This is a genomic window from Pseudomonas sp. GW821-FHT07B01 (genome assembly GCF_059419065.1).
The window spans coordinates 1-23,390 of sequence record NZ_JBWKRA010000020.1; the positions used below are offsets into that span (position 1 = coordinate 1).

The 23,390-nt window shown below is 61.6% G+C and carries 19 protein-coding genes; 11 read left to right on the forward strand and 8 right to left on the reverse strand.

Features of this window, described 5'->3' with window-relative positions; all coding sequences use genetic code 11:
• Positions 1 to 138: 138 nt before the first annotated feature.
• From lexA to uvrA, 6 genes are all read left to right on the forward strand, one after another.
• On the forward strand, positions 139 to 756 hold the full coding sequence (lexA, locus tag AC07S6_RS20255; RefSeq protein WP_054898514.1) for a transcriptional repressor LexA: 618 nt from the start codon (positions 139 to 141) through the stop codon (positions 754 to 756).
• Complete coding sequence (gene imuA / locus AC07S6_RS20260) at positions 756 to 1,370, forward strand: translesion DNA synthesis-associated protein ImuA (protein ID WP_003191873.1); 615 nt, start codon at positions 756 to 758, stop codon at positions 1,368 to 1,370. Before lexA ends, imuA begins: the two co-directional genes overlap by 1 nt.
• A 7-nt stretch (positions 1,371 to 1,377) precedes the next feature.
• Entirely contained in the window at positions 1,378 to 2,793 is a 1,416-nt protein-coding gene (locus AC07S6_RS20265) for a Y-family DNA polymerase (protein WP_495112888.1), read from the forward strand.
• A gap of 157 nt (positions 2,794 to 2,950) precedes the next feature.
• On the forward strand, positions 2,951 to 6,022 hold the full coding sequence (locus tag AC07S6_RS20270; RefSeq protein WP_495112889.1) for an error-prone DNA polymerase: 3,072 nt from the start codon (positions 2,951 to 2,953) through the stop codon (positions 6,020 to 6,022).
• A gap of 101 nt (positions 6,023 to 6,123) precedes the next feature.
• Positions 6,124 to 7,836: an ATP-binding protein gene (locus AC07S6_RS20275; protein ID WP_495112890.1), complete on the forward strand. Its 1,713-nt coding sequence runs from the start codon at positions 6,124 to 6,126 to the stop codon at positions 7,834 to 7,836.
• Positions 7,833 to 10,352, forward strand: a complete 2,520-nt coding sequence (gene uvrA / locus AC07S6_RS20280) for an excinuclease ABC subunit UvrA (protein WP_495112891.1) — start codon at positions 7,833 to 7,835, stop codon at positions 10,350 to 10,352. Before AC07S6_RS20275 ends, uvrA begins: the two co-directional genes overlap by 4 nt.
• A gap of 607 nt (positions 10,353 to 10,959) precedes the next feature.
• Here the strand turns inward: uvrA and argE are convergent.
• From argE to AC07S6_RS20305, 5 genes are all read right to left on the reverse strand, one after another.
• On the reverse strand, positions 10,960 to 12,102 hold the full coding sequence (gene argE, locus AC07S6_RS20285) for an acetylornithine deacetylase (RefSeq protein WP_495112892.1): 1,143 nt from the start codon (positions 12,100 to 12,102) through the stop codon (positions 10,960 to 10,962).
• Complete coding sequence (locus tag AC07S6_RS20290) at positions 12,099 to 12,776, reverse strand: DUF1028 domain-containing protein (RefSeq protein WP_034126115.1); 678 nt, start codon at positions 12,774 to 12,776, stop codon at positions 12,099 to 12,101. The genes argE and AC07S6_RS20290 overlap by 4 nt, the downstream gene beginning before the upstream one ends.
• Before the next feature lie 11 nt (positions 12,777 to 12,787).
• Entirely contained in the window at positions 12,788 to 13,198 is a 411-nt protein-coding gene (locus AC07S6_RS20295; protein WP_014718154.1) for a RidA family protein, read from the reverse strand.
• A gap of 23 nt (positions 13,199 to 13,221) precedes the next feature.
• Positions 13,222 to 14,553: a flavin-containing monooxygenase gene (locus AC07S6_RS20300; protein ID WP_495112893.1), complete on the reverse strand. Its 1,332-nt coding sequence runs from the start codon at positions 14,551 to 14,553 to the stop codon at positions 13,222 to 13,224.
• 189 nt (positions 14,554 to 14,742) lie between these two features.
• Positions 14,743 to 15,345: a LuxR C-terminal-related transcriptional regulator gene (locus AC07S6_RS20305; protein ID WP_034126113.1), complete on the reverse strand. Its 603-nt coding sequence runs from the start codon at positions 15,343 to 15,345 to the stop codon at positions 14,743 to 14,745.
• Between the two features lie 182 nt (positions 15,346 to 15,527).
• On the opposite strand from AC07S6_RS20305, the gene AC07S6_RS20310 reads away from it, so the two are divergent.
• Complete coding sequence (locus AC07S6_RS20310; protein ID WP_495112894.1) at positions 15,528 to 17,141, forward strand: ATP-binding response regulator; 1,614 nt, start codon at positions 15,528 to 15,530, stop codon at positions 17,139 to 17,141.
• Here the strand turns inward: AC07S6_RS20310 and AC07S6_RS20315 are convergent.
• Positions 17,131 to 17,466 carry a hypothetical protein gene (locus AC07S6_RS20315; RefSeq protein WP_044273082.1) on the reverse strand — a complete coding sequence of 112 codons (336 nt, stop codon included), beginning with the start codon at positions 17,464 to 17,466 and terminating at the stop codon, positions 17,131 to 17,133. The genes AC07S6_RS20310 and AC07S6_RS20315 overlap by 11 nt on opposite strands.
• Positions 17,467 to 17,642: 176 nt before the next feature.
• Here AC07S6_RS20315 and AC07S6_RS20320 point away from each other — a divergent pair, with 176 nt between their 5' ends.
• Entirely contained in the window at positions 17,643 to 18,125 is a 483-nt protein-coding gene (locus AC07S6_RS20320) for a GNAT family N-acetyltransferase (protein WP_495112895.1), read from the forward strand.
• Here the strand turns inward: AC07S6_RS20320 and AC07S6_RS20325 are convergent.
• Positions 18,109 to 18,597 (reverse strand): HIT family protein, encoded by a 489-nt coding sequence (locus tag AC07S6_RS20325; protein WP_259284401.1) that lies wholly within the window; start codon positions 18,595 to 18,597, stop codon positions 18,109 to 18,111. The two genes, AC07S6_RS20320 and AC07S6_RS20325, sit on opposite strands and share 17 nt — an antisense overlap.
• Positions 18,598 to 18,831: 234 nt before the next feature.
• Entirely contained in the window at positions 18,832 to 19,350 is a 519-nt protein-coding gene (locus AC07S6_RS20330) for an Hcp family type VI secretion system effector (protein WP_495112896.1), read from the reverse strand.
• 469 nt (positions 19,351 to 19,819) lie between these two features.
• Between AC07S6_RS20330 and tssA the strand changes: the two genes are divergently transcribed.
• From tssA to tssC, 3 genes are read left to right on the forward strand one after another with little or no spacing between them, the layout of a single operon-like run.
• The gene (gene tssA, locus AC07S6_RS20335) at positions 19,820 to 21,355 is read left to right on the forward strand and encodes a type VI secretion system protein TssA (RefSeq protein WP_495112897.1); all 1,536 of its coding nucleotides are present in this window, start codon (positions 19,820 to 19,822) and stop codon (positions 21,353 to 21,355) included.
• 25 nt (positions 21,356 to 21,380) lie between these two features.
• Complete coding sequence (tssB, locus tag AC07S6_RS20340; protein ID WP_034126107.1) at positions 21,381 to 21,890, forward strand: type VI secretion system contractile sheath small subunit; 510 nt, start codon at positions 21,381 to 21,383, stop codon at positions 21,888 to 21,890.
• Positions 21,891 to 21,905: 15 nt separating this feature from the next.
• Positions 21,906 to 23,384, forward strand: coding sequence for a type VI secretion system contractile sheath large subunit (gene tssC, locus AC07S6_RS20345; RefSeq protein WP_495112898.1), 1,479 nt, complete (start codon positions 21,906 to 21,908; stop codon positions 23,382 to 23,384).
• Positions 23,385 to 23,390: the final 6 nt, after the last annotated feature.

Consider the following 23,390-nt stretch of genomic DNA (forward strand, 5'->3'; position numbering starts at 1 on the left):
GGCTTGCTCGCGAAAGCGGTGGGTCAGTTTTCACATGTGCTAACGGATACATCGCCTTCGCGAGCAAGCCCGCTCCCACAGGTAGGTGGCAACTAGCAGACTGACGGTTATTGTCAGAAATTTCCTACAGGAGTACAAATGTACTCCATGACAAACCTGACTCCCCGCCGCACCGCCATCCTGACCTTCATTCGCGAGCGCATCGCGCAACAAGGCCAGCCTCCCAGCCTCGCCGAGATCGCCGAGGCGTTCGGCTTCGCCTCGCGCAGCGTTGCCCGCAAGCATGTGGTGGCGCTGACCGAAGCTGGGTTTATCGAGGTCAACCCCAACCAGGCCCGTGGCATTCGCTTGCTCAATCAACCTGCGCGTCCCGAGTGGCTGGATGTACCGGTGCTCGGTCGTGTGGCGGCCGGTCGGCCGATTGGCGCCGATGCCGAGGTGCACAGCCGCTTGCAACTGGACCCCGCCACTTTCGCCAAAACCCCCGATTACCTGCTGCGGGTGCAGGGCGATTCGATGATTGAAGATGGCATTCTCGATGGCGACCTGGTGGGCGTGCGCCGCAGTGCCGAAGCCTTGAACGGGCAGATTGTGGTGGCGCGCCTGGACGGCGACGTCACCATCAAGCGTTTCGAGCGCCACGGCGACAGTGTTCGCCTGTTGCCGCGCAACCCGGCCTATCAACCCATCGTGGTCGGGCCCGAGCAGGACCTGGCCATCGAAGGCGTGTTCTGCGGCCTGGTGAGGCAAGGCTGATGGGCGCCGTGGTTGCCCTGGACTCGCTGTTCAATGGCGGGCGAGTCTGGAAGGGCCGGCCCGCCGCGCCCCCGGCCAGCGTGCACCCCACGGGGCTGGCGGCGCTGGATGCGGTGCTGCCCAGTGGCGGCTGGCCGGAATCGGCCTTGAGTGAAATCCTGATGGCCCAGGACGGGGTGGGCGAGTTGCAACTGGTGCTGCCTACCCTGGCGCGCCTGTCGGCCTTGGGCGAGCGCATTGTGCTGGTGGCGCCGCCCTATACCCCCTATCCCCATGCGTGGCAGAACGCCGGGGTGGATGTGCGCCAGCTGTCCATCATCCGGGCCGAGGAGCGTGACGCGTTGTGGGCGGTGGAGCAATGCCTGCGTTCTGGCAGTTGCGGGGCGGTGTTGTGTTGGCCGCGCAAGGCCGATGATCGTGCCTTGCGGCGTTTGCAGGTGGCGGCCGAAACCGGGCAGACCCTGGCGTTTGCCTGGCGCTCCCTGAGCGAGGCGATCAATGCCTCGCCTGCCGCCCTGCGCCTGGCGGTCGAGGCCAGGCCCGCGCAAGTGCGGGTGCTCAAGTGCCGTGGCGGGCTGGCCCATCCGGCGCCAATTGCCCTGGCGGGGCATTGAGGTTGCCATGCGTTGGGTGTGTATTGTCTTCCCGCAATTGGCGCTGGACGGGGCACAGCGTGTGCATCCCGAACCCGAGCAGCCGCTGGCGCTGCTGGCCGGCACGCCGCAGCGGCGTGTGTTGCAAACCGTCAACGCCGCCGCCCGCGCCTTGGGCCTGCGCCCCGGGCAATCGTTGACGGCAGCCCATGCCCTGGTCAAGCAGTTTGCCTGTGTCGAATACGACCCGCTGGAGATCGAGCGCCTGCAGCAGTTTCTGGCCGCCTGGGCCTACCGATTCAGCTCCCAAGTCAGCCTGTATTACCCACGGGCCTTGTTGTTCGAGATCGAATCGAGCCTGGGCCTGTTCGGGCCCTGGCCGCAACTTGAGGCGCGTTTGCGCAAAGAGCTGACCGAACTTGGCTTTCGTCATCGCATCGTCGCTGCGCCCAACCCGGCGGCGGCGCGGATATTGGCAAACGGCTACGACGGCCTGGCCGTGGCCGATGACAGCGCCCTGATGCAGGCCCTGGCGTCGCTGCCTGTCGACCGTGCAGGCCTTGAACCCCAAGCCGCCACCGCCTTGTCGCGCATGGGCCTGCGCAGCCTGGCCCAGGTGCAGGCCTTGCCCCGGCATACCCTGGCGCGACGTTTTGACGCCAGCCTGCTCAAGCACCTCGACGCCCTGAGCGGGCAGCGGCCATTGGCCCTGGATTTTTATCAACCGCCCGACCAGTTCGATGCACGCATCGAGTTGAATTTCGATGTGCAATCCCACCAGGCGCTGTTGTTCCCCTTGCGGCGTTTGACCGGCGACCTGTCCGCTTTCCTGTGCGGCCGCGACAGTGGCGTGCAGCGCTTTGACCTGCGCCTGGAACACGCCCAGGCACAAGACAGCGTGATCAAGGTGGGCCTGCTCAGCGCCGAGCGCGAGCCTTCAATGTTGTTCGAACTGGCCCGTGGGCGCCTGGAGCAGGTACAGGTCACCGCGCCGGTGCGGGGTGTGCGCCTGGTGGCCGAGGACTTGCCGGTCTTCGTGCCGCAACGCCAGGACCTGTTCGACGACCGCCCGCAACAAACCCTGCCGTGGGAACAGTTGCGCGAACGCCTGCGTGCACGCCTGGGGGATGAGGCGGTGCAGGGCCTGCGTTTTCAGGCCGACCATCGCCCCGAATGCGCCTGGCAGGCTGCGACCGACCACCAGGCGTGCCCGAGCTTGAACAAGGTCCGCCGCCCAGGCTGGTTATTGCCGCAACCGACCTTGCTGGCCGAACACGGCGTACAGATCCTGATGGGTCCGGAGCGCATTGAATCCGGCTGGTGGGATGGCGCCGATGTTCGCCGTGACTATTACCTGGTCCAGACCCGCGCCGGCCAGCAGGGTTGGGCCTATCGCACGGTGGGGCAAGGCGATGGGTTGTGGTTGCAAGGGTGGTTTGCATGAGCATCCCCTCAGCTGGAGCGCACCTACTGTGGCGAGCAAGCTTGCTTGCGCTGGGGTGCGCAGCGCCCCCAATAAAAGCCGGAGACTGCTGCGCAGTCAGCGGGAGCAAGCTCCCTCGCCACAGCAGGCTCGCTCCTACAACAGGAGGTGGGGGCGCATGAATTATGCCGAGCTGCACTGCCTGTCCAATTTCAGCTTCCAGCGGGGTGCCTCCAGTGCGCTGGAGCTTTTCGAGCGCGCCAAGCGCCAAGGCTACAGCGCCCTGGCGATCACCGATGAATGCACGCTGTCAGGCATCGTGCGTGCCTGGCAAGCCGCCAAAGCCGTGGACTTGCCGTTGATTATCGGCAGTGAAATGCACATCGAAAATGGCCCGAAACTGGTGCTGCTGGTGGAGAACCTGAGCGGTTATCAGCACCTGTGCCGGCTGATCACCCTGGCCCGGCGTCGGGCTGAAAAGGGCAGTTATCGCCTGCTACAGGAAGATTTCGAGCAACCGTTGCCCGGCCTGTTGGCGTTGTGGGTGGCGCAAGACAGCGACACCCAGGCCAGCCTCGACTGGCTGCGCCGCACCTTCGACCAGCGCCTGTGGCTGGCGGTGCACCTGCACTGTGGGCAGGACGATGCGCGCCATCTGCAACAGCGCTTGCAACTGGCCCACAGCCTGCAAATCCCTGCCGTGGCCTGCGGCGATGTGCATATGCATGCGCGAGGCCGCCGTGCCCTGCAAGACACCATGACCGCCATCCGTCACCACGTGCCGGTGGCCGAAGCTGGCACGCGCCTGCACCCCAATGGCGAACGCCACCTGCGCAGCCTCGACGCGCTGGCGGCGCTGTACCCCCAGGCCTTGCTGGATGAAACCCTCGCCCTCGCGCGGCGCTGCACCTTCGACCTCGGCCAGTTGCGCTATCACTATCCACGCGAGCTGGTACCCGCGGGGCATGACGCCCAATCCTGGCTGCGCACCCTCACCGAAGAAGGCATCGCCCAGCGCTGGCCCGAAGGCATCGACGACAAGACCTTGCAGCAAATCCATCGTGAACTGCAGCTGATCAGCGAGCTGGGTTACGAAAGCTATTTCCTTACGGTGCATGACATCGTGCGTTTCGCCCGCAGCCGTTCGATCCTGTGCCAGGGCCGTGGTTCGGCGGCTAACTCGGCGGTGTGTTTTGCCCTGGGCATCACCGAAATCAACCCGAGCCTTACCAACCTGCTGTTCGAGCGCTTCCTGTCCAAAGAGCGCAACGAGCCGCCGGACATCGACGTGGATTTTGAGCACGAGCGCCGCGAAGAGGTGCTGCAATACGTGTTCCAGCGCTATGGCCGCACCCGTGCAGCCTTGACGGCGGTGGTCAGCAGTTACCATGCCACGGGCGCGGTACGTGATGTGGCCAAGGCCCTCGGGCTGCCGGCGGACCAGATCAACGCCTTGGCCGATTGCTGCGGGCGCTGGAGCGATGAGGCGCCGCCGTTGGAGCGCCTGCGTGAAAGCGGCTTCGACCCGGACAGCCCACTGCTGCGGCGTGTCTTGACGTTGACCCAGCAACTGATCGGTTTTCCGCGGCACCTGTCCCAGCACCCTGGCGGCTTTGTGATCAGCGAATACCCGCTGGACACTCTGGTGCCGGTGGAAAATGCGGCCATGGCCGAGCGCACCATTATCCAGTGGGACAAAGACGACCTCGACGCCGTCGGTTTGCTCAAGGTGGACATCCTTGCCCTGGGCATGCTCAGCGCGATCCGCCGCTGCTTCGATTTGCTGCGCCGACATCGCCACCGGGACTTGAGCCTGGCCACGATTCCCAATGAAGACCCGGCCACCTACGCCATGATCAGCAAGGCCGACACCATCGGTGTGTTCCAGATCGAGTCGCGGGCGCAGATGTCGATGTTGCCCCGGCTCAAGCCGCAGACGTTTTATGACCTGGTGATCGAGGTTGCCATTGTGCGGCCTGGGCCGATCCAGGGCGGCATGGTGCATCCGTACTTGCGTCGGCGGAATAATGAAGAGCCCACCACCTATCCGTCGCCGCAATTGAAGGCCGTGCTGGAACGCACCCTGGGCATCCCGCTGTTCCAGGAACAGGTGATGCAAATCGCCATGGTCGCCGCCGACTACAGCCCTGGCGAGGCCGACCAGTTGCGCCGCTCCATGGCCGCCTGGAAACGCCACGGCGGCCTGGAGCCCCATCAGCAGCGCCTGCGCACCGGCATGCTGAAGAATGGCTACACCGAAGCCTTTGCCGCGCAGATTTTCGAGCAGATCAAGGGCTTTGGCAGCTATGGTTTCCCGGAGTCCCACGCCGCCAGTTTCGCCTTGCTGACCTATGCCAGTTGCTGGCTCAAATGCCATGAGCCGGCGGCCTTCGCCTGCGCCCTGATCAACAGCTGGCCCATGGGCTTCTACAGCCCGGACCAGATCCTGCAGGACGCTCGGCGCCATCGCTTGCAGATCCGCCCGGTGGATGTGCAGGCCAGCGACTGGGAATGCAGCCTGGAGCCCATCGATGGCCAGCAACCGGCGATCCGCCTGGGCTTGCGCATGATCTCGGGGTTTCGCGAGGACGACGGGCGGCGTATCGAAGCGGCGAGGCAGCAGCGGCTGTTCAATGACATCGCTGACCTGGACGCGCGCGCCGGGCTGGATACGCGTGCCCAGGCGCTGTTGGCGGATGCCGGGGCCTTGCGCGCCCTGGCCGGCAACCGCCATCAGGCGCGCTGGGACGTGGCCGGTGTGCATCAGCAACTGGGCTTGTTTGCCGGCCTGCCGAGCCCCGATGAAACGCGGGTGGCATTACCCGAACCTACGGTCGGCGAAGATTTGCACGCCGATTACGCCACCCTCGGTACCACCCTGGGGCCCCATCCCCTGGCGTTGTTGCGCGCCGAGTTACGCCGGCGCCGCTGCCGCAGTTCCCAGGAATTGCTGGCGGTGGAACATGGGCGCAACGTGAGCATCGCCGGGTTGGTCACCGGCCGCCAGCGCCCTGGCACGGCGAGCGGTGTGACCTTTGTCACCCTGGAAGATGAGTTCGGCAACCTCAATGTGGTGGTCTGGCGCGACCTGGCCGAGCGTCAGCGCCAGGCGCTGGTGGGCTCGCGTTTGCTCAAGGTGGACGGCCGTTGGGAGGCGGTAGGTGAGGTGCGGCATTTGATCGCGGGGCGCCTCACCGATTTGACGCCGCTGCTGGATGGAATGGTGGTGCGCAGCCGGGATTTTCATTGAGTTCCAGGGGTTTGTGCATTCCTCTGTGTTCAGGATGAAACCATCCACCGCTGGCGCGCTCCAAAACTTGCGACTGTCTTGTCCCTGCACAGAGCCCAATCATGCAATTTTTATCCAACCCCCATGGCTGTGAAGGCTGGGCCGGCGAAATGGCCCAGCGGATTCGCACGTTTGACTGGTCAAGTACCGACCTTGGCCCCTTGGATCAGTGGTCCACGAGCCTGGCTTGCACCGTGCAAATGATGCTCGCCTCACCCGTGCCGATGGTGATGCTGTGGGGGCGGGCGGGGTACATGATCTACAACGACAGCTATTCGGTATTTGCCGGCGGGCGCCATCCCTACCTCTTGGGCACTCCGGTAGAACTGGGCTGGCCGGAGGTGGCCGAGTTCAATCGGCATGTGGTGGATACGTGCCTGGCGGGCGGTACCTTGTCGTTCAATAACAAGGAGCTGGTGTTATCGCGTCACGGCCAACCGGAAAGCGTATGGCTGGACCTCTATTACAGCCCCGTGGCCGGGGACAACCAACAGCCGGCCGGGGTGCTGGCGATTGTGGTGGAAACCACCGAACTGGTGAAGTCCGAGCGGGTGCGCCAGGAGCTCACCCATAATCTGGAGCAACGCGTAGCCGCTGAAGTGCAGGCGCGGTCTGCCGCAGAAGACCAGTTGCGCCAGTCACAGAAGCTGGAAGCGATTGGCGGCCTGACCGGTGGCGTGGCCCATGACTTCAATAACCTGCTGCAAGTGATCGCCGGCAACCTGCATTTGCTCGCCCGGCATGAGCCGGACAATTGTCAGGTGCAACGTCGCGTCACCGCGGCCATCGCCGCCGTGGAGCGAGGGGCCAAGCTGTCGTCGCAACTTTTGGCCTTTGCGCGTCGCCAGCCCTTGTCTCCGGCGGTGTACAACCCGCAGCGCATCTACGCTGGCCTGGGCGAGCTGTTGCAACGGGCGTTGGGGGAAACCATTCATATCGACGTGCAACTGCCCCAGGACTCCTGGTGCATCAATGTCGACCGCAACCAGCTGGAAAACGCGCTGCTCAACCTGGCGATCAACGCCCGGGATGCCATGCAGGGCGAGGGTGTGATTCGTATCACCGGAGAAAACGTCATCCTCAACCCGGACGATTGCATCGGTAAAAGCATCAAGCCCGGCGAGTACGTGCGCCTGGCAGTGGCCGACACCGGCGTGGGCATGTCCGAGGCGACCCTCAAGCGCGCATTCGAACCCTTCTTTACCACCAAGCGCGAAGGCCACGGCACCGGCCTGGGCCTGAGCATGGTGTTCGGTTTTGTGCGCCAAAGTGGCGGGCATGTGGACATGTGGAGCGAGGAGGGCAAGGGCTCGGTAGTGCAGATGTATTTCCCCCACTGCCTGGAGCCTGAATGCTTCGACGACTACAGTGATGCGGACCTGCAAGGCGGCGGCCAGGAAACCATCCTGGTGGTCGAGGACAATGAAGGCGTACGCCTGACGGTGGTCGAGTTGCTGCAGCAGTCGGGCTATACCGTACTGATTGCCGAGGATGGTGACCGCGCGATGCAAGTGTTGCAGCGCGGCGTGTCGCCGGACCTGATCTTCACCGATGTGGTGATGCCCGGTCGGGTCAAGAGCACCGACCTGGCCACCTGGGCCCGCGCGCAGAACCCGCCGGTGCCGGTGCTGTTTACCTCAGGCCACACCCGCGACATTCTGTCTTCCAATCATCTGCTCAGCGCCGATATCCACCTGCTGAGCAAACCCTACAGCCCCGATGCCCTGACCCAACGCGTGCGCAGGGTGCTAAGCGCAAGACAAGGTTGCCCATGACTTCACAGCGCAACATCCCACCGCTCACCGCCCGGCAAACGGGCTTTGTCAGGGTGCGTGGCGCCCGTGAACATAACTTGCGCAATGTCGATGTGGATATTCCCCGGGACGCCCTGGTGGTGTTTACCGGCGTGTCTGGCTCCGGCAAATCGTCCCTGGCGTTTTCCACGGTGTACGCCGAGGCCCAGCGCCGCTATTTCGAATCGGTAGCGCCCTATGCGCGGCGCTTGATCGACCAGGTCGGCGTGCCGGACGTAGACAGCATCGAAGGCTTGCCGCCTGCCGTGGCCCTGCAACAGCAACGGGGTACACCCAGTGCGCGCTCGTCGGTGGGCAGTGTCACCACCTTGTCGAGCTTGATCCGCATGCTCTATTCCCGCGCCGGCCGCTATCCGAAAGGGCAGGCCATGTTGTATGCCGAGGACTTCTCGCCGAACCTGCCCCAGGGCGCGTGCCCGCAATGCCACGGCCTGGGCCGCGTGTATGAAGTGACCGAAGCGCTGATGGTGCCCGATCCGTCCTTGACCATCCGCCAGCGTGCAGTGGCGTCCTGGCCGTTGGCGTGGCAGGGCCAGAACCTGCGCGACATCCTCGTGACCCTGGGTTATGACGTGGACATCCCGTGGCGCGAGCTGCCGAAAAAGCAGCGCGACTGGATCCTGTTCACCGAAGAAACCCCCACCGTACCGGTGTACGCCGGCTTCACCCCGCAGCAGACCCGCGAGGCGTTGAAACGCAAGTTGGAGCCCAGTTACCAAGGCACCTTCAGCGGCGCCCGGCGCTATATCCTGCACACCTTCGCCAACACCCAAAGCGCGCTGATGAAAAAGCGTGTATCGCAGTTCATGCAAGGCAGTACCTGCCCATTGTGCGAGGGCAAACGCCTGAACCAGGCGGCGTTGTCGGTGAAGTTTGCCGGGGTGGATATCGGTGAGCTGTCGCAATTGTCCCTGGCGCAATTGGCCGAGTTGCTGCAGCCGGTGGCCGCGGGGCACGACACGATGAAGCTGTCGGTGGAAAAACGCCTGGCGGCCCAGCGCATCGCCCAGGACCTACTCGAACGGGTCAACACCTTGATCGAACTGGGCCTGGGCTATCTGTCCCTGGAGCGCAGCACGCCGACCCTGTCGTCCGGGGAACTGCAGCGTCTGCGCCTGGCTACCCAATTGGGCTCGCAGTTGTTCGGTGTTATTTATGTGCTCGATGAGCCTTCGGCGGGCCTGCACCCGGCGGATGGCGAAGCATTGTTCACCGCGCTTGATCGTTTGAAGGCCGCGGGCAATTCGCTGTTTGTGGTGGAACATGACCTGGAAACCATGCGCCGCGCCGACTGGCTGATCGACGTGGGCCCGGCTGCCGGCGAACATGGCGGGCAAGTGCTGTACAGCGGGCCGCCCGCAGGGTTGGCGGATGTCGAGGCCTCGCAGACCCGCGAATACCTGTTTTCCTCACCTCGCCCGGCCAATGTGCCAAGCCGCGAGCCGGCCGGTTGGCTGAAGCTCAAAGGCGTGACGCGGAATAACCTGAAAGATTTGAACGTGGATTTCCCGCTGGGCTGTTTCACCGCGGTGACCGGTATTTCCGGCTCGGGCAAATCCAGCCTGGTCAGCCAGGCGCTGCTGGAATTGGTGGGCACGGGCCTGGGGCGTTTGCTGGAAAGCGACGACGAACCGAGCCTGGAAGATGCTGCACCGCAAGCCAGTGGCGGGCGCATCAGCGCCGGGCTCGAGCACATTCAGCGGCTGGTGCAGGTGGACCAGAAGCCCATCGGCCGCACGCCGCGTTCCAACCTGGCGACCTACACCGGGCTGTTCGACAACGTGCGCAAACTGTTTGCCGCCACGCCAGCGGCCAAGAAACGCAATTACGATGCCGGGCAGTTCTCCTTCAACGTCGCCAAGGGCCGTTGCCCGAACTGTGAGGGTGAGGGTTTTGTCAGCGTTGAATTGCTGTTCATGCCCAGCGTGTACGCGCCATGCCCGACCTGTCACGGCGCGCGCTATAACCCCGACACCCTGGCGATCAAATGGCAGGGCTTGAACATCGCCCAGGTGCTGGGGTTGACGGTGGAGCAAGCGGTGCAGGTGTTTGCCGAGCAGCCGGGCATCCTGCGTTCGTTAGTCGTGTTGCGCGATATCGGCCTGGGTTATCTGCGCCTCGGGCAGCCGGCCACCGAGTTGTCGGGCGGTGAGGCACAGCGCATCAAGCTCGCTACCGAGTTGCAACGCAATGCCCGGGGCGCCACCTTGTATGTGCTGGACGAGCCGACCACCGGGTTGCACCCCAGGGATGTCGATCGTTTGCTCAGCCAACTGAACCAGTTGGTGGATGCGGGGCATACGGTGGTTGTGGTGGAGCATGAAATGCGCGTGGTGGCCCAAAGTGACTGGGTGATTGATATCGGGCCGGGAGCAGGGGACTTGGGCGGGAGAGTCGTGGCGTGTGGGGCGCCGCAGAAGGTGGCCAAGAGCAAGACCAGCCGGACTGCGTCGTTTCTTGCTCGGGAGCTGGTCTGACTGGAGGCTGGCCTTTTGTGGGAGCTGGCTTGCCTGCGATGGTCAGAGGTATCTACACAACTTTGTGGGCTGTAACGGCAGACGGTAACCACGATGCGAAGCGAGTCGCTCTTGATCTACTTTTGATCTTAGGCGCCCCGTTAAACCACGCTGGCGGATTACGTGCACACCGAGCCTAAGCGAGGTGCCGAGTGGTGGGGCAAGAGCGTTTTGCTTACTTTTGTCTGGGCCGGCATTCCAGCTTTTCAAAGTGAGCCGCTGTAAAAGCGGAACCCTAAGTGGCCGTTACCGCAGGAATGGATATGTACACGGTCCAACTGTGCTGACTGTCAGGCCGTCTTCGCAGGCAAGCCAGCTCCCACATTTGGATCGTGATGTGTCAGGTAGATCAGCGTCGGTTGGCAGGTCGTCACGGGAGCAAGCTCCCTCGCCACAGGCCCAGCCTAGCGCCAAGGTTATGTAGATACCTATGCTGCGATGGCGGTGGTTCAGCTGAAGATTCAGTGACTGACACACCGCCTTCGCGGGCAAGCCCGCTCCCACAGGGGATCTGTGCCGGGCGCTGATTCTGTGGGCAATACAAACCCGTGTGGAAGCAGTGTTTGGCTCAGCGGACCGAGTCCAGCATGCGTCCCAACATAGCATCACATCCCGCCAATTGCGCTACGCTCACGAACTCGTCCGGCTTATGCCCCTGCTCCATGCTCCCGGGCCCGCATACCACGGTGGGAATGCCCGCCGCATCAAACAGCCCGCCTTCGGTGCCAAACGCTACGGTGCCGAACGCTTGCGAGCCGCAAAACGCTGCAATCAGCTGCGCCGCCTGGCTGTGCTCATCCGTGACCAGCCCCGGGTAGGCCGACAGCTCTGTGAACCGAATGGAGCTCTGCTTGCTGACCGCCTGCATACGCGGCAGTACCTGCTGCATGGCGTACGCTTGAAGTTCTTGAGCGACTTCAGCGGGGTCCGAGGCGGGCAGGGCGCGTACTTCAAAGTCAAAGCGACAATCGGCCGGGACGATGTTCAATGCCTTGCCACCACTGATCAGGCCGGTCTGTACCGTGCTGAAAGGTGGGTTGAAACGTGGGTCCTGGTGCGAACGCAAGCGCTGGCCGATGCGCCCGAGTTCGCAGATCAGATCGGCGGCATGTTCGATCGCATTCACCCCCGAGGGCGCATACGCCGAATGACATGCTTGACCCTGTATGTCGCAGCGCATCGCCAACTTGCCCTTATGACCCAACACCGGTTTGAGTTCGGTCGGTTCGCCGATGATGCACAGCATGGGTTTCACCGGACGCTGTTCCAAAACAGCGAGCAATGAGCGTACGCCCAGGCATCCGACTTCTTCATCGTAGGACAGGGCGATATGCACCGGCAGGCGCAACGGTGTTTTGACCAGTGCGGGTACCAACGCCAGTACGCACGCGATATACCCCTTCATGTCGGCGGTGCCGCGCCCGAACAGCTTGCCGTCACGCTCGGTCAACGTGAACGGCGGCAGGGTCCAGGGTTGCCCATCCACTGGCACCACGTCGGTATGCCCCGACAGCACGATACCTGGCAGCTCAACCGGGCCGACGCTGGCAAACAGGTTGGCCTTGGTGCGTTGCGCGTTGTAGACCAACTCGCTGGCGATGCCAAACCCGGCCAGGTAATCGCGCACAAACTCGATCAATTGAAGGTTGGACTCGCGGCTGGTGGTGTCGAAGCCCACCAGCGTTTCCAGCAGGTCGCGGCTGCGGCTCATCGCTCGTCTCCGGCCACGCCGTAGCCGGGGGAGCGGTCGGGGGCGAGGGCGCGATCGATATAGTCCTGTACCTGTGGGCGGTAGGCGTCCCAGAGTTTTTGCAATTCGCCAATCGGCGCTTCGTCGGCCCAATCCACGCGCAAGTTGATGATCGGCCAAGTCAACTCGCCCACCACCACCAGCGCGGCGGAATGCACCGGGCCGGCTTCGCCACCGGCGGCGATGGCAGCATGCATCGCTGCCAGCAACCGGTCTGCGAGCTGGCCTTCGCCCTGTTCAAAGGCCGAGACCATCGCGGTGATGACTTCACGGTCGGCGAGCATATTGCCCGCCGCCACGCATTGCTCGCCCGATACCGCGTGATGGGTACCCAGGGTCTGGCTGCCGCTGAAATGCACGCTGCGGCCCAGGTGGTCTATCGCCGTCAGTTGCCGATACTGGCTGTAGCCGTTGCGGGTGAGTGCTTTGTCCACGGCATCGGTTGGGGCCAGGCCCTGTTCCAGCCCGTCGAGCACGTCTGGGCCGAGGGCCGGCAAGGTGATGTTCTGGGTCGATACCGCGCCCACGCCGGGCCGCAGCCATGGGCAGCGAGCGCCTACGGCGATACTTGATGAGCTGATGGCAACGCCCAACTGGCCGGTTTCCGCGCAGCGGCCAACGATTGAAAAGGTCATGGCTAGCCTCCTTACTCTGGGATAACCGCGATCACATCAATTTCCATCAGCCACTGCGGCTGGCCCAGGGCCGAGACCACCAGCCCGGTGGAAATCGGGAATACGCCCTTGAGCCACTTGCCCACTTCCTGATACACCGGCTCGCGGTAGCGCGGGTCGATCAAGTAGGTGGTGGTTTTGACGATGTGGCTGAGGTCGCTGCCGGCTTCTTCGAGCAGTTGCTTGACGTTTTTCATCGCCTGTTCGGCCTGGGCCCGAGGGTCGCCGAGGCCCACCAGGTTGCCATCGAAATCAGTGCCCACCTGGCCGCGTACATACACGGTGTTGCCGGCGCGCACGGCCTGGCACAGGTCGTTATCCAGGCTCTGGTTGGGATAGGTTTCTTTGGTGTTGAACATGCGGATGCGAGTGTGAGTAGGCATCAAAAAACTCCAGGAAAAAGTGATCAGGCGCTGACAGGGGTCTGGCGGGCAACCGGCGCGGCTTCGCGGTACTCGAGGTACTGACGCTGGATAGCGATATGGTCGGCTACGTATTTGGCGTCGTGCCACACCCCCCAGATAAACGACGAGCCACGCCGCGATTGCCATGGCAAACCGAGGAAGTAGATGCCGGCTTCGCTGGATACACCACGTTGGTGTTGCGGCTTGCCGGCGGCGTCGAAAGCGTCCACCTGTAGCCAGCTGTAGTCCACGGCAAACCCGGTGGCCCAGATGATCGAGGTGATGCCCGCTTCGGCCAGGTCCAGCGTCAGGATTGGCTGCTTGATGCATTCAGCGTCGGGAAACACGCGACGTGCTTCGGGCTCCTGGGGCAGGTCGAGACCATTGCGTTCGACATACGCGTCGGCCGCGTCCAGCAGGGCCAGGTAGTTCTCATCCCCGCGTGCCAGGTTTTCCACCAGGTTGGGTTGGAACGTCGCCACCGTGCCGTCGAAGGCTTGGGTCAGGCCAACCAGGGTCATGCCTTGCTGGGCCAGTTCACGGAAGTCGATGGTCTTGCCGCCATGGGCGCCGCTCACAGCAATGGTCACGTGTTCACGGCCAGGTTTCATCGCCGCCTGGTCCCACTCGCCCAACACCCCGAGCCACCAGCAGAAATCCCGGTTGCGATAGGCGCGGGGCGGGCGGTCATGGGCGCCAACCGACAGGTAAACCTGGCGACCGGCGCGCTGCAGTTCATCGGCGATTTGTACGCCGGAAGAACCGGCGCCCACCACTAATACGGCGCCCGCCGGCAGTTGCCCAGGGTTGCGATAGTCGGCGGAATGGATCTGGTGCAGTGCCGTGCCTGTAGGCGCTATGCCTGGAATCACGGGCTTCTGGAATGGCCCGGTGGCGGCGACCACGCGGTTGGCTTCGATCACACCTTCAGTGGTGTGCACGGTGAAGCCGGGGCGGCCGATGTTACGTACCACTGACGTCACGTCCACGCCAGTGCGGATCGGCGCATTGAATTTGCGTGCGTAGGCTTCAAAGTAATCGGCGACACGCTCTTTTGGCGCGAAGCCATCGGCAGGGACGTCGTCGAATTCCAGACCGGGGAAGCGGTCATGCCAGGCCGGGCCGTTGGCAACCAACGAGTCCCAGCGCCCGGTGCGCCAGCGTTCGGCGATACGGCTGCGCTCCAGCACCAGGTGCGGCACGCCTTGCTTGCTCAAATGCTCGCTCATGGCCACGCCAGCCTGACCTGCGCCCACTACCAGCGTGTCTATTTTTGTTATTGCTTGAGTCATGTGTCTGTCCTTGCGTAATGCAGTTGGATTCAGCTTGGGCATGACGTCAAGTTAGGGGGCGGGCGGTGATTAATAAAATATTATTAAGTTGGGAATTGAGCATAAATATCGGATGCAGAGGGGGCTTTAGGAGCTAGCTTGCTCGCGAAAAACGTCAACGCTAACGCGTGTTTTCTGAGTCAACGCGGCGCCTGTGGGTTTCTCGCGAGCAAGCTCGCTCCTACAAACAGCTTAGAGCTCTCCGGAGTACTTCACCGCCGCCGCCGCACGCGACGGGACCTTCAGGCTGCGCAGCAGGGACGACACATGGATGCGCACGGTAAACGGCGAGATATCCAGGGCCTTGGCGATTTCCTTGTTGGTCTTGCCCTGGGCAATCAGGCGCAGCACTTCCTGCTGGCGGGTGGTAAGGGTATGAGTGTCCAGCGGCAGCAGGCCCGACGGCGCGAACTTGACCAGCACTTCGCCGGCGCGTATCGCCAGCAGCGCCTGGCCGATCTCGTCCGGGGCGATGTTCTTGCCGATAAAACCGTCGACGCCCAAGGCCATGACTTGTTCGATCAGCGCAGGGTCGTCGACCATCGACACCACCACCAAGGTGGTGCGTCGCAGTTGCTGGCGCAGTTCGGCCAGTTGGCTGATGCAGGTCAGGCCGGGAAAGCGCAAATCGAGGATCAGGGTATCGACCTCGCCCGCCTCGCGCAGCAACGTATTCACCGTGGCCAGGTCGCCGGCCTCTTGCACCTGCGCGTCGGGCAGCAGGCGTTGCACGGTGCGCGCCATGCCTTCGCGAAACATGGGGTGGTCGTCGGCGATGATGATCCGGCCGGTCATGGTGAGCTCCTTCCTGGGGCCAGGTTGTGTCGAGGCATGCTACTTTATTTACTGTCGGCGCAGGAGCGAGCTTGCTCGCGAAGCACGCCCAGGCACCACGTACTTCCAGGTAAAACGCGTTGTCGCTGACGTTTTTTCGCGAGCAAGCTCGCTCCTACAGATGATAGGTCAAGGATATGACGATGAGCCCCGAGACCAACTCCGAACTCGATCAGGCTAATCTGCGCATCGTGGTGGCCAGCATCGCTATCGTTTACATCGGCGTGCTGGGCTTTTTGCCTGGGCAGTCGTTGGACACCTATCTGCCGGTGATCCTGTATATCTTCGTGTTCCTGCTGGCATCCATCGGGTTGCGCCAGGTGATCGCACGCTGGCCCGGGCATTATCCGGCGCGGCGGATCTTTGGCATGATCCACGACTACACGGGCACTTCGTTCGGCCTGGTGGTGGGCGGTGAGGCGGCATTGCCGCTGTATGCGGTGATGGTCTGGGTGAACCTGGGCAACGGCATGCGCTACGGTTCGCGCTACCTGGCAATTGCGACGGGGCTGGCGTTGCTGGCGCTGTTGATCGTGTACCAACTCACGCCGCTGTGGCAGGCGCAACCCTTCATGATGCTGATGCTGATGATCACCAGCACAGTGATCCCGGTGTACGCCCATATCCTGTTGGAGCGCACACGCAAGGCTTCCGAGCAAGCCATCGCCGCCAACCTGGAAAAGTCGCGCTTTCTTGCCCAGGCCAGCCATGACCTGCGCCAGCCGATCCACTCCATCGGCCTGTTCACCGCCTGCTTGCGCGAAGCCCGCTTGGGGGAGGACGAACAGCGCCTGGTGGACAATATCGACCGCTCTTTGCTTAACGTGTCGCAATTGTTTCGTTCGATTCTCGACCTTTACACCCTCGACAACGGACGCCTGTTGCCCAAATACCAAGTGATTCACCTGGGTGACTTTCTCGCCGACCTGGTGCGCCAGAACGCCGAGGCTGCGCGTTGGGCTGGAGTGCAGTTGCGCTTGCGCGCCTGCGCTCACTGGGTGCTGGTCGACCCGGCCATGTTGGCAACGATGGTGCAGAACCTGCTCTCCAATTGCTTCAAATACGGCGCGCAACGACCCGTGCTGATCGGTGTGCGTGTTCGCGATAACGGCTTGGTGGTGGAGGTGCACGACCAGGGCCGGGGCATTGCCAGGGAGCATCTGTCAAAGGTCTTCGAAGAGTTTTATCGCGTGCGCCAACTGCGTGACAAGGACGTTGAAGGCGTGGGCCTTGGGCTGTCCATCGTCAAGCGCCTGGGGCAGTTGATGGGGTTGCAGGTGAGCCTGCGTTCGCGGGTGGGCCATGGCACCTCAGTGAGTCTGCATGGCCTGGCCCTGGCCACCGCGCCGCGTCAACCGGCAGTGCGTGACGATGCTCGCCAGGCCGGTCTGCTCAGCGGTCTGAAAGTGTGCCTGGTGGAGGATGACTACAACGTGCTGCTCGCCACCCAAGCTTTGCTCGAGCGCTGGGGGTGCGAGGTGCAGGCCGAGTCCACGGGGCAGGGCTTGGTCAGCGACTGCGACATCATCGTTGCCGACTACGATCTGGGCAACCATGCCACCGGCATTGAATGCATCGACCAGCTACGCGAACAACGCGGCTGGGCGGTGCCAGCGCTGATCCTCACCGGGCACGATGTGGAGAAAATCCAGGCCGCGTTGCATGATCGGCAGATCGCTATCCTCTCCAAACCGGTACGCCCTGCGGAGCTGCGCGGCACCCTGCGTGAGCTCAGTCAGGAAAAAATTACTGCATGAACGGCGTCAACCCATTGCCTTTGGCGCCCTTGGGCATGCAGTAGGCCGCGGGCTTCATCAGGCCGAAGCTGGCAATCGCGAACGCGCCGCCGCTCGCACCGCTGGGCACGGAGCAGTTGTACTCGCCGGAGGCTGTGTTAGCGACGTAGTAGGTGGTCATGGAGTCGCTGCGCACATTGGAAATACGTTTTACCGGCTCGCCCAGATTGGTTTCCGAAAGCTTCTTGAGATGATCTTCGGTGGGTTTGATATTGCTGCAACCGGCGACGCCGATAATCAAGGCGCCCAGCAGGGCAAGACGAGTGACAGGGGAGTGGAGTTTCATGGTGCTTCTTCCTTGGGGTTGTTTTGGTTTTTCCAACGCGCAAAGAACCCGCGCGCATTGAGTGCGCGGTGTGGGTGAGAACGTTGGAAGTGCCGCGGAATATAGCGCCGCCGTGGGGTGGGGTCGATTAGCACAAATGGGCTAGTGGCAGTTTGAGGTCATGGAAGGAGCTTGCGATGCTGGAGATAAAACGTGCCACGCCGGATGACGCCGAGCGTGCGTTCGAGATTCGACGCGAGGCCATTCGCGGCCAATGCATTGGCGCCTACAGCGCTGAGCAAATGGCGCTCTGGACCCGAGGTCACGCCAGCGATGGCTACAGCGTGTTGATGGAAAAACAGTTCTACATGGGCTGGCTGAATGACGAGCCCGTCGTCACCGGTATGCTCGATCTTGCCGACGGTGAAATAGGGGCCTTGTTTGTATTGCCTGCTTACATGGGGCAAGGCCTTGGCAAGGCAATGCTTGCTCATCTGGAAGGCGTGGCACGCCAGCAAGCGATTGAACAGGTTGTGCTGGATGCGACCTTGAATGCGGTAAGTTTTTATAGAGCGTGCGGGTATGTAGGCGATGAGCAAGCGGTGTATCGCTCTCCGTCCGGGTTGGTGCTGGCGTGTGTGCCGATGGTGAAGCGGCTGCGGGTTATGAGCCCCGCTTGAATGCAGCGCGCAATTGCTCGATCACCTGCGCCACCCCTGGCCCTTGAACCTGCGGCGGGGTTAGGCTCTCGCCAAACTCTCGCCATACAAACAGGGTCAGTTCAGCGCCATCGGTCAGGGGTTCGAGGGGCGGCGTACCGAAAGCGTACAGCGAGCGGTAGCGTTCGTCCTGCCAGAACGCTCGCTCCACCCAGTCATAGACAGGAATGAAGTGAAAGTGCAGCGGGAAACCCGGCATATGTCCGTAGCGGCTGATATATAGCCACTTCGGCTGGAGCTGGGCTTGCATCACTCGTTGGATGTTGGCGAGCAAACCGCCCATTTCGGCCAGTGCGGCTTCTGGCATGTCAGCGAGGGAGTCAACCGGTACCTTGGCGCCAAGCATCAGGTAGCCCGGCAGCTTCGACGCCAGGTGGTGGTTGAGCTGCCAGTGCTCGGTCTGGTGAAGGATGAAGGTCGGGTCGATGTGCATACGCGCGCGTCCGTGTGGGCGGGAGCGCCAGGATAACAAAACTGCGTGCTTGCTCGCGAAGGCGGCCTGATAGCCGACCAGATGTCAGATCAGACCGCGTACATATCCGTTATTCAGGTAACGGCCACCTAGGGTTCCGCAATGACGGCGGCTCACTTTGCAAAAGCGGCAAATCAAGCAAAACGCTCTTGCCCCATTACTCGGCACCTCGTTAGCGGGGTCCTATCGCCCTGCTTAGCCGCCGGCCACTGGACTGCGCCAGTCGTCCGAACCGGACGTCCCGGCGACCTCGTGAGTCCAGATGATCTTGCGATAACTGAAGTGCACGTCCTCCAGATGGGTGAAGTGGGCGTTGTCGGGGGCCTGGCAGTTGGGCATGCGCGATTGGATGTCCACGATGGTCGCGCCTTCCAGTTCAATGGTGAAGTAGTGCTCCAGGGTCCCGGAGGAAGAGTTGCGCAGCCATTCCAGCCGGCAGGACACTTCTTCGCCGGTAGTCAGGGCGCTGAACAGCAAGGGTGAGGATTTATCGAAAACCTTGCTGATCATCAGCGGTTTGTGCACGCGCTGACCGGTTGGCTGGCCGGATTGCGGGTCGCGAGGAATGATCACCTGGTGGGCAAATGCTTGTACCAGTATCTGGTCCTCATGACCTTCCTGATAAATGCTGCCTACCGAGTCCTGAGTAAATGTGCCTGCCGTAATCAAACCTTGTTTGACACCGGTGATGGAGAGATACGCGGGTGTTGGCATGACGGGTTTCCTTGCCTGATTGAGTAGGTATTGCCGAACAGCAAAAGCGCTGAAGGGGCAGAGGCCTATAACAAGAAGCGTGCCTGAAAGTATGAAAGCCAATGAAATAAAGACCAAGGCGGCTCTGTGTTCGTTTGTTGAGAGCTTATTGTCGAGCGGTAGGTGGATTTCAGCGCTATTAGTTTCACGCCTGCGCGCACTTAGTTGCTCATGCCCTATAAGTTGTAAATGCGCGGCTGTCGGAGATAAAGCGTGGTTTTTTCCGATGAAGAGGTGCGCAAATAGTTGCGCATTCCTTTATTTGTTGGGTGTGTAGGACGTTTCTTAAGTTCCGTTCCGTTACTTGCTGATTGTTTTTGTCGTGGCTAAGGTTCACTCACTTCGATGAGTTCTGAATGGAAGTTCAAGGGCGTTTCGACAATGGCGTTAAGTCCTCCTATTTACCTCGGACGGATGTGTGCAACTCAAAATGGCTTATTCAGAAGAACTTTATGTTCATTACCGCAAGCTTGCACGGACAGCATGTTGCTCAAGCAGTTTTGTTGGTAGTGACGTGCGTTTTTCGAGCGAGTTTGAAGCGCTGGAGGCCGAGCTTGGCAAAGCCCAATCTATCCATGTTGCGGGCCAGCCGGATTGGCAGAAGGTCAGCGAAATCAGCGAGCATTTGCTGCGTGATCACTCCAAGGATCTACGCGTCGCCGTCTGGTTGGCCTGGGCCCTGTATCAACGTGATTCATTTGCCGGATTGCTGGCCGGTCTCGGTTTGCTGCGTGACCTGTGTGAACTCCATTGGGAGCAGGTTTACCCTGGCAAGCTACGAACCCGTGCTGCGGCGTTTGGCTGGCTGGTGTCGCGTCTTGAGCAAGCGTTTGCACTCAACCCGTCGATCAGCGATCAACGGCCTTTATTCCAGGCCCTGTTGGAACACCTGGCATGTCTCGACCAGCTATGGGGCGAACAACTTGGAAGCGATGCACCTTTGCTGCTGCCGATTCGCCGGCAATTGTCGGAGCGCTTGGCGCAGGGTGTATCCGAACCTGGCGGTGTCGCGAACGTCATTGCCCAGGTCAAGCAGACGACCCAGTTGCTGAGTCCCGGGCAACCGATCAACAACGAAAAAGACGCGCACAGACTGCTGCGCACTTTACAGGAGCAGGCCCGCCCGTTATGTGCCTGGTGGTTGCGCCAGGACGCAACCGACCTGCGTGCCTTGCGCCTGGGTCGAACCTTGGCGTGGTTGATGCTCGTCAATTATCCCGACGCCAATAGTGAGCGAGTAACGGCGTTGCGCCCGTTGGTCGCGGACAAGCGCAAGCGCTATCAAGAGCGTCTCAGCCAAGGCCATTACGCCGATCTGTTGCCTGAGCTTGAGGTAAGCCAGGCGGGTGCGTTGTTCTGGTTGGATGGTTTGCGCATGGTCTGGGAGTGCCTGAACGCCTTGCATGCAAACCTGGCCATGACTGAACTGGAGATGCATTTGGCTCTGCTGCTGCAGCGCCTGCCGCACCTGCCTGAATATCGGTTCAACGACGGCACCCCCTTTGCCGACCCTGCGACAGGTGAGTGGATCGCGCTGCATGTGATGCGTCACGTGCACAAGCCCGAGCCCTCCCATGTTGTCGCTGACACCCAGCCCTGGGAGACCGCATTGCAAGCGGCGATGCCTTGCCTGCGAAAGGACGGCCTCAAGGCAGCAGTGGCCGTACTCAAGCAAGGGCTGCAGGCAGCGTGCGGTGATCGAGCGCGCTTTCATTGGCGCCTGGCGCTGGCCAGGTTGTGCGTGGCGGCTGGCAAGCATGAGCTGGCCAGGCTTCAGCTGGAAGAACTCGACCTTCAATTACAGCGCACAGGTCTGGAAAGTTGGGAGCCGGTGCTGACCTTGCAAGTCGGCAAGCTTCTGTACCGCTGCTATGAGCTGTTGCCACAAACCCAGCCCATATGCGACTGCAAAGACGCACTGCAGCGCAGGTTGTGCCATTTCGATCTTGAAGCAGTACTTGAATAGCGCCTCATCAAAAAGGAAAAGCACCATGGCCAAAGACGGTTCGGTAGCCCCCAAGGAACGTATCAATATTACTTTCAAACCCGCTGTCGGTGGGGCCCAGGAAGAAGTCGAGCTGCCGTTGAAGCTGCTGGTGCTGGGAGATTTTTCCCAGCGTGCGGACCCACGCAAACTCGAGGATCGCAAGCCCATCGGTATCGACAAGCACACCTTTGACGAGGTGTTGGCCAAGCAAGCCTTGAGCCTGACGCTGAGCGTACCCAATCGCCTGCAGGATACCGCTGATGTGGAGGAGTTGCCGATCCAGGTGCAGATCAACGTCATGAGGGACTTCAACCCCGCAAACCTGGTCGAGCAGATCCCGGCGTTGCAAAAGCTGATGGCATTGCGTGAAGCCCTGGTGGCGCTCAAGGGGCCGCTGGGGAACACGCCGAACTTTCGCAAGGCTATCGAGCAGGCATTGGCCAATGACGACTCCCGCGCTCGAGTCCTGGCCGAACTGGGGCTGGACAGCCCTCAAGCATTGCCGTTTCAGTAAAGGGACACTGACACCATGAACACGATTGAACACAGCTCGAAACTCGTACAAACCACCGAAACCTGCAGCATCCTCGATAACATCATTGCCCAGACCTTGCTCAGTGCCGACGACGAGGCTTACGGCATCGCCAAGCGCGGCGTGTCGGCGTTCATTGCAGAGCTGGTGAAGCCACATAACTGTGATGAGCCGGTAAAGAAACACCTGGTCGACCGCATGATTGCCGAGATCGATACCAAGCTCAGCCAGCAAATGGATGAAATCCTGCACCATCCGGACTTCCAGGCACTGGAGGCTTCCTGGCGAGGCTTGCAGTTGCTGGTCGAGCGCACCAATTTTCGCGAGAACATCAAGATCGAGCTCTTGAATGTCTCGCGCCAGGACCTCCTGGACGATTTCGAAGACTCATCGGAGATCACCCAGTCCGGGCTTTACAAACATGTCTACAGTGCTGAATACGGCCAGTTCGGCGGACAGCCGGTGGGCGCAATCATTGCCAACTACTTTCTCTCGCCCAACGCACCCGACGTGAAGCTGATGCAGTACGCCTCCAGCGTCGCCAGCATGGCCCATGCGCCTTTTATCGCCGCTGCCGGGCCCGGGTTCTTCGGTTTGGAAAGTTTCACCGGGCTGCCGGACCTGAAGGATCTGCGAGATCATTTCGAAGGTCCGCAATTTGCCAAGTGGCAAAGTTTCCGGCAGAGCGAAGACGCCCGTTATATCGGCCTTACCGTACCGCGCTTTCTGTTGCGTACCCCGTATGACCCCCTTGAGTATCCAGTCAAGACCTTTGCCTACCAGGAGAATGTGGTTAATAGCCACGAGCATTACTTGTGGGGCAATACCGCGTATGCCTTTGCCACCCGCCTGACCGACAGCTTTGCGCGATTTCGCTGGTGCCCGAACATTATCGGCCCGCAAAGCGGCGGAGCGGTCGAGGACCTCCCGCTGCATCACTTCCAGAGCATGGGCGAGATCGAAACCAAAATCCCTACCGAGGTGCTGGTATCGGACCGACGCGAATACGAGTTGGCACAAGAAGGTTTCATCCCCTTGACCATGCGCAAAGGCAGCGATAACGCGGCGTTCTTTTCCGCCAGCTCCGTGCAGAAGCCCAAAACCTTTGGTATCAGTGAGGAGGGCAGGGCCGCAGAGCTGAATTACCGGCTAGGGACCCAATTGCCTTACATGATGGTAGTCAACCGCTTGGCGCACTACCTCAAGGTGCTGCAGCGCGAGCAGTTGGGCGCATGGAAAGAGCGCACAGACCTGGAGCTGGAACTCAACAAGTGGATTCGCCAGTACGTGGCGGACCAGGAAAACCCCAGTGCCGAAGTACGTGGGCGGCGCCCGTTGCGAGCTGCACGCATTGTCGTCAGTGATGTCGATGGCGAACCTGGCTGGTACCGGGTCAACCTGACTGTGCGCCCGCATTTCAAGTACATGGGGGCAGATTTCACTTTGTCCTTGGTCGGTAAGCTGGATAAAGAATGAGCAGAG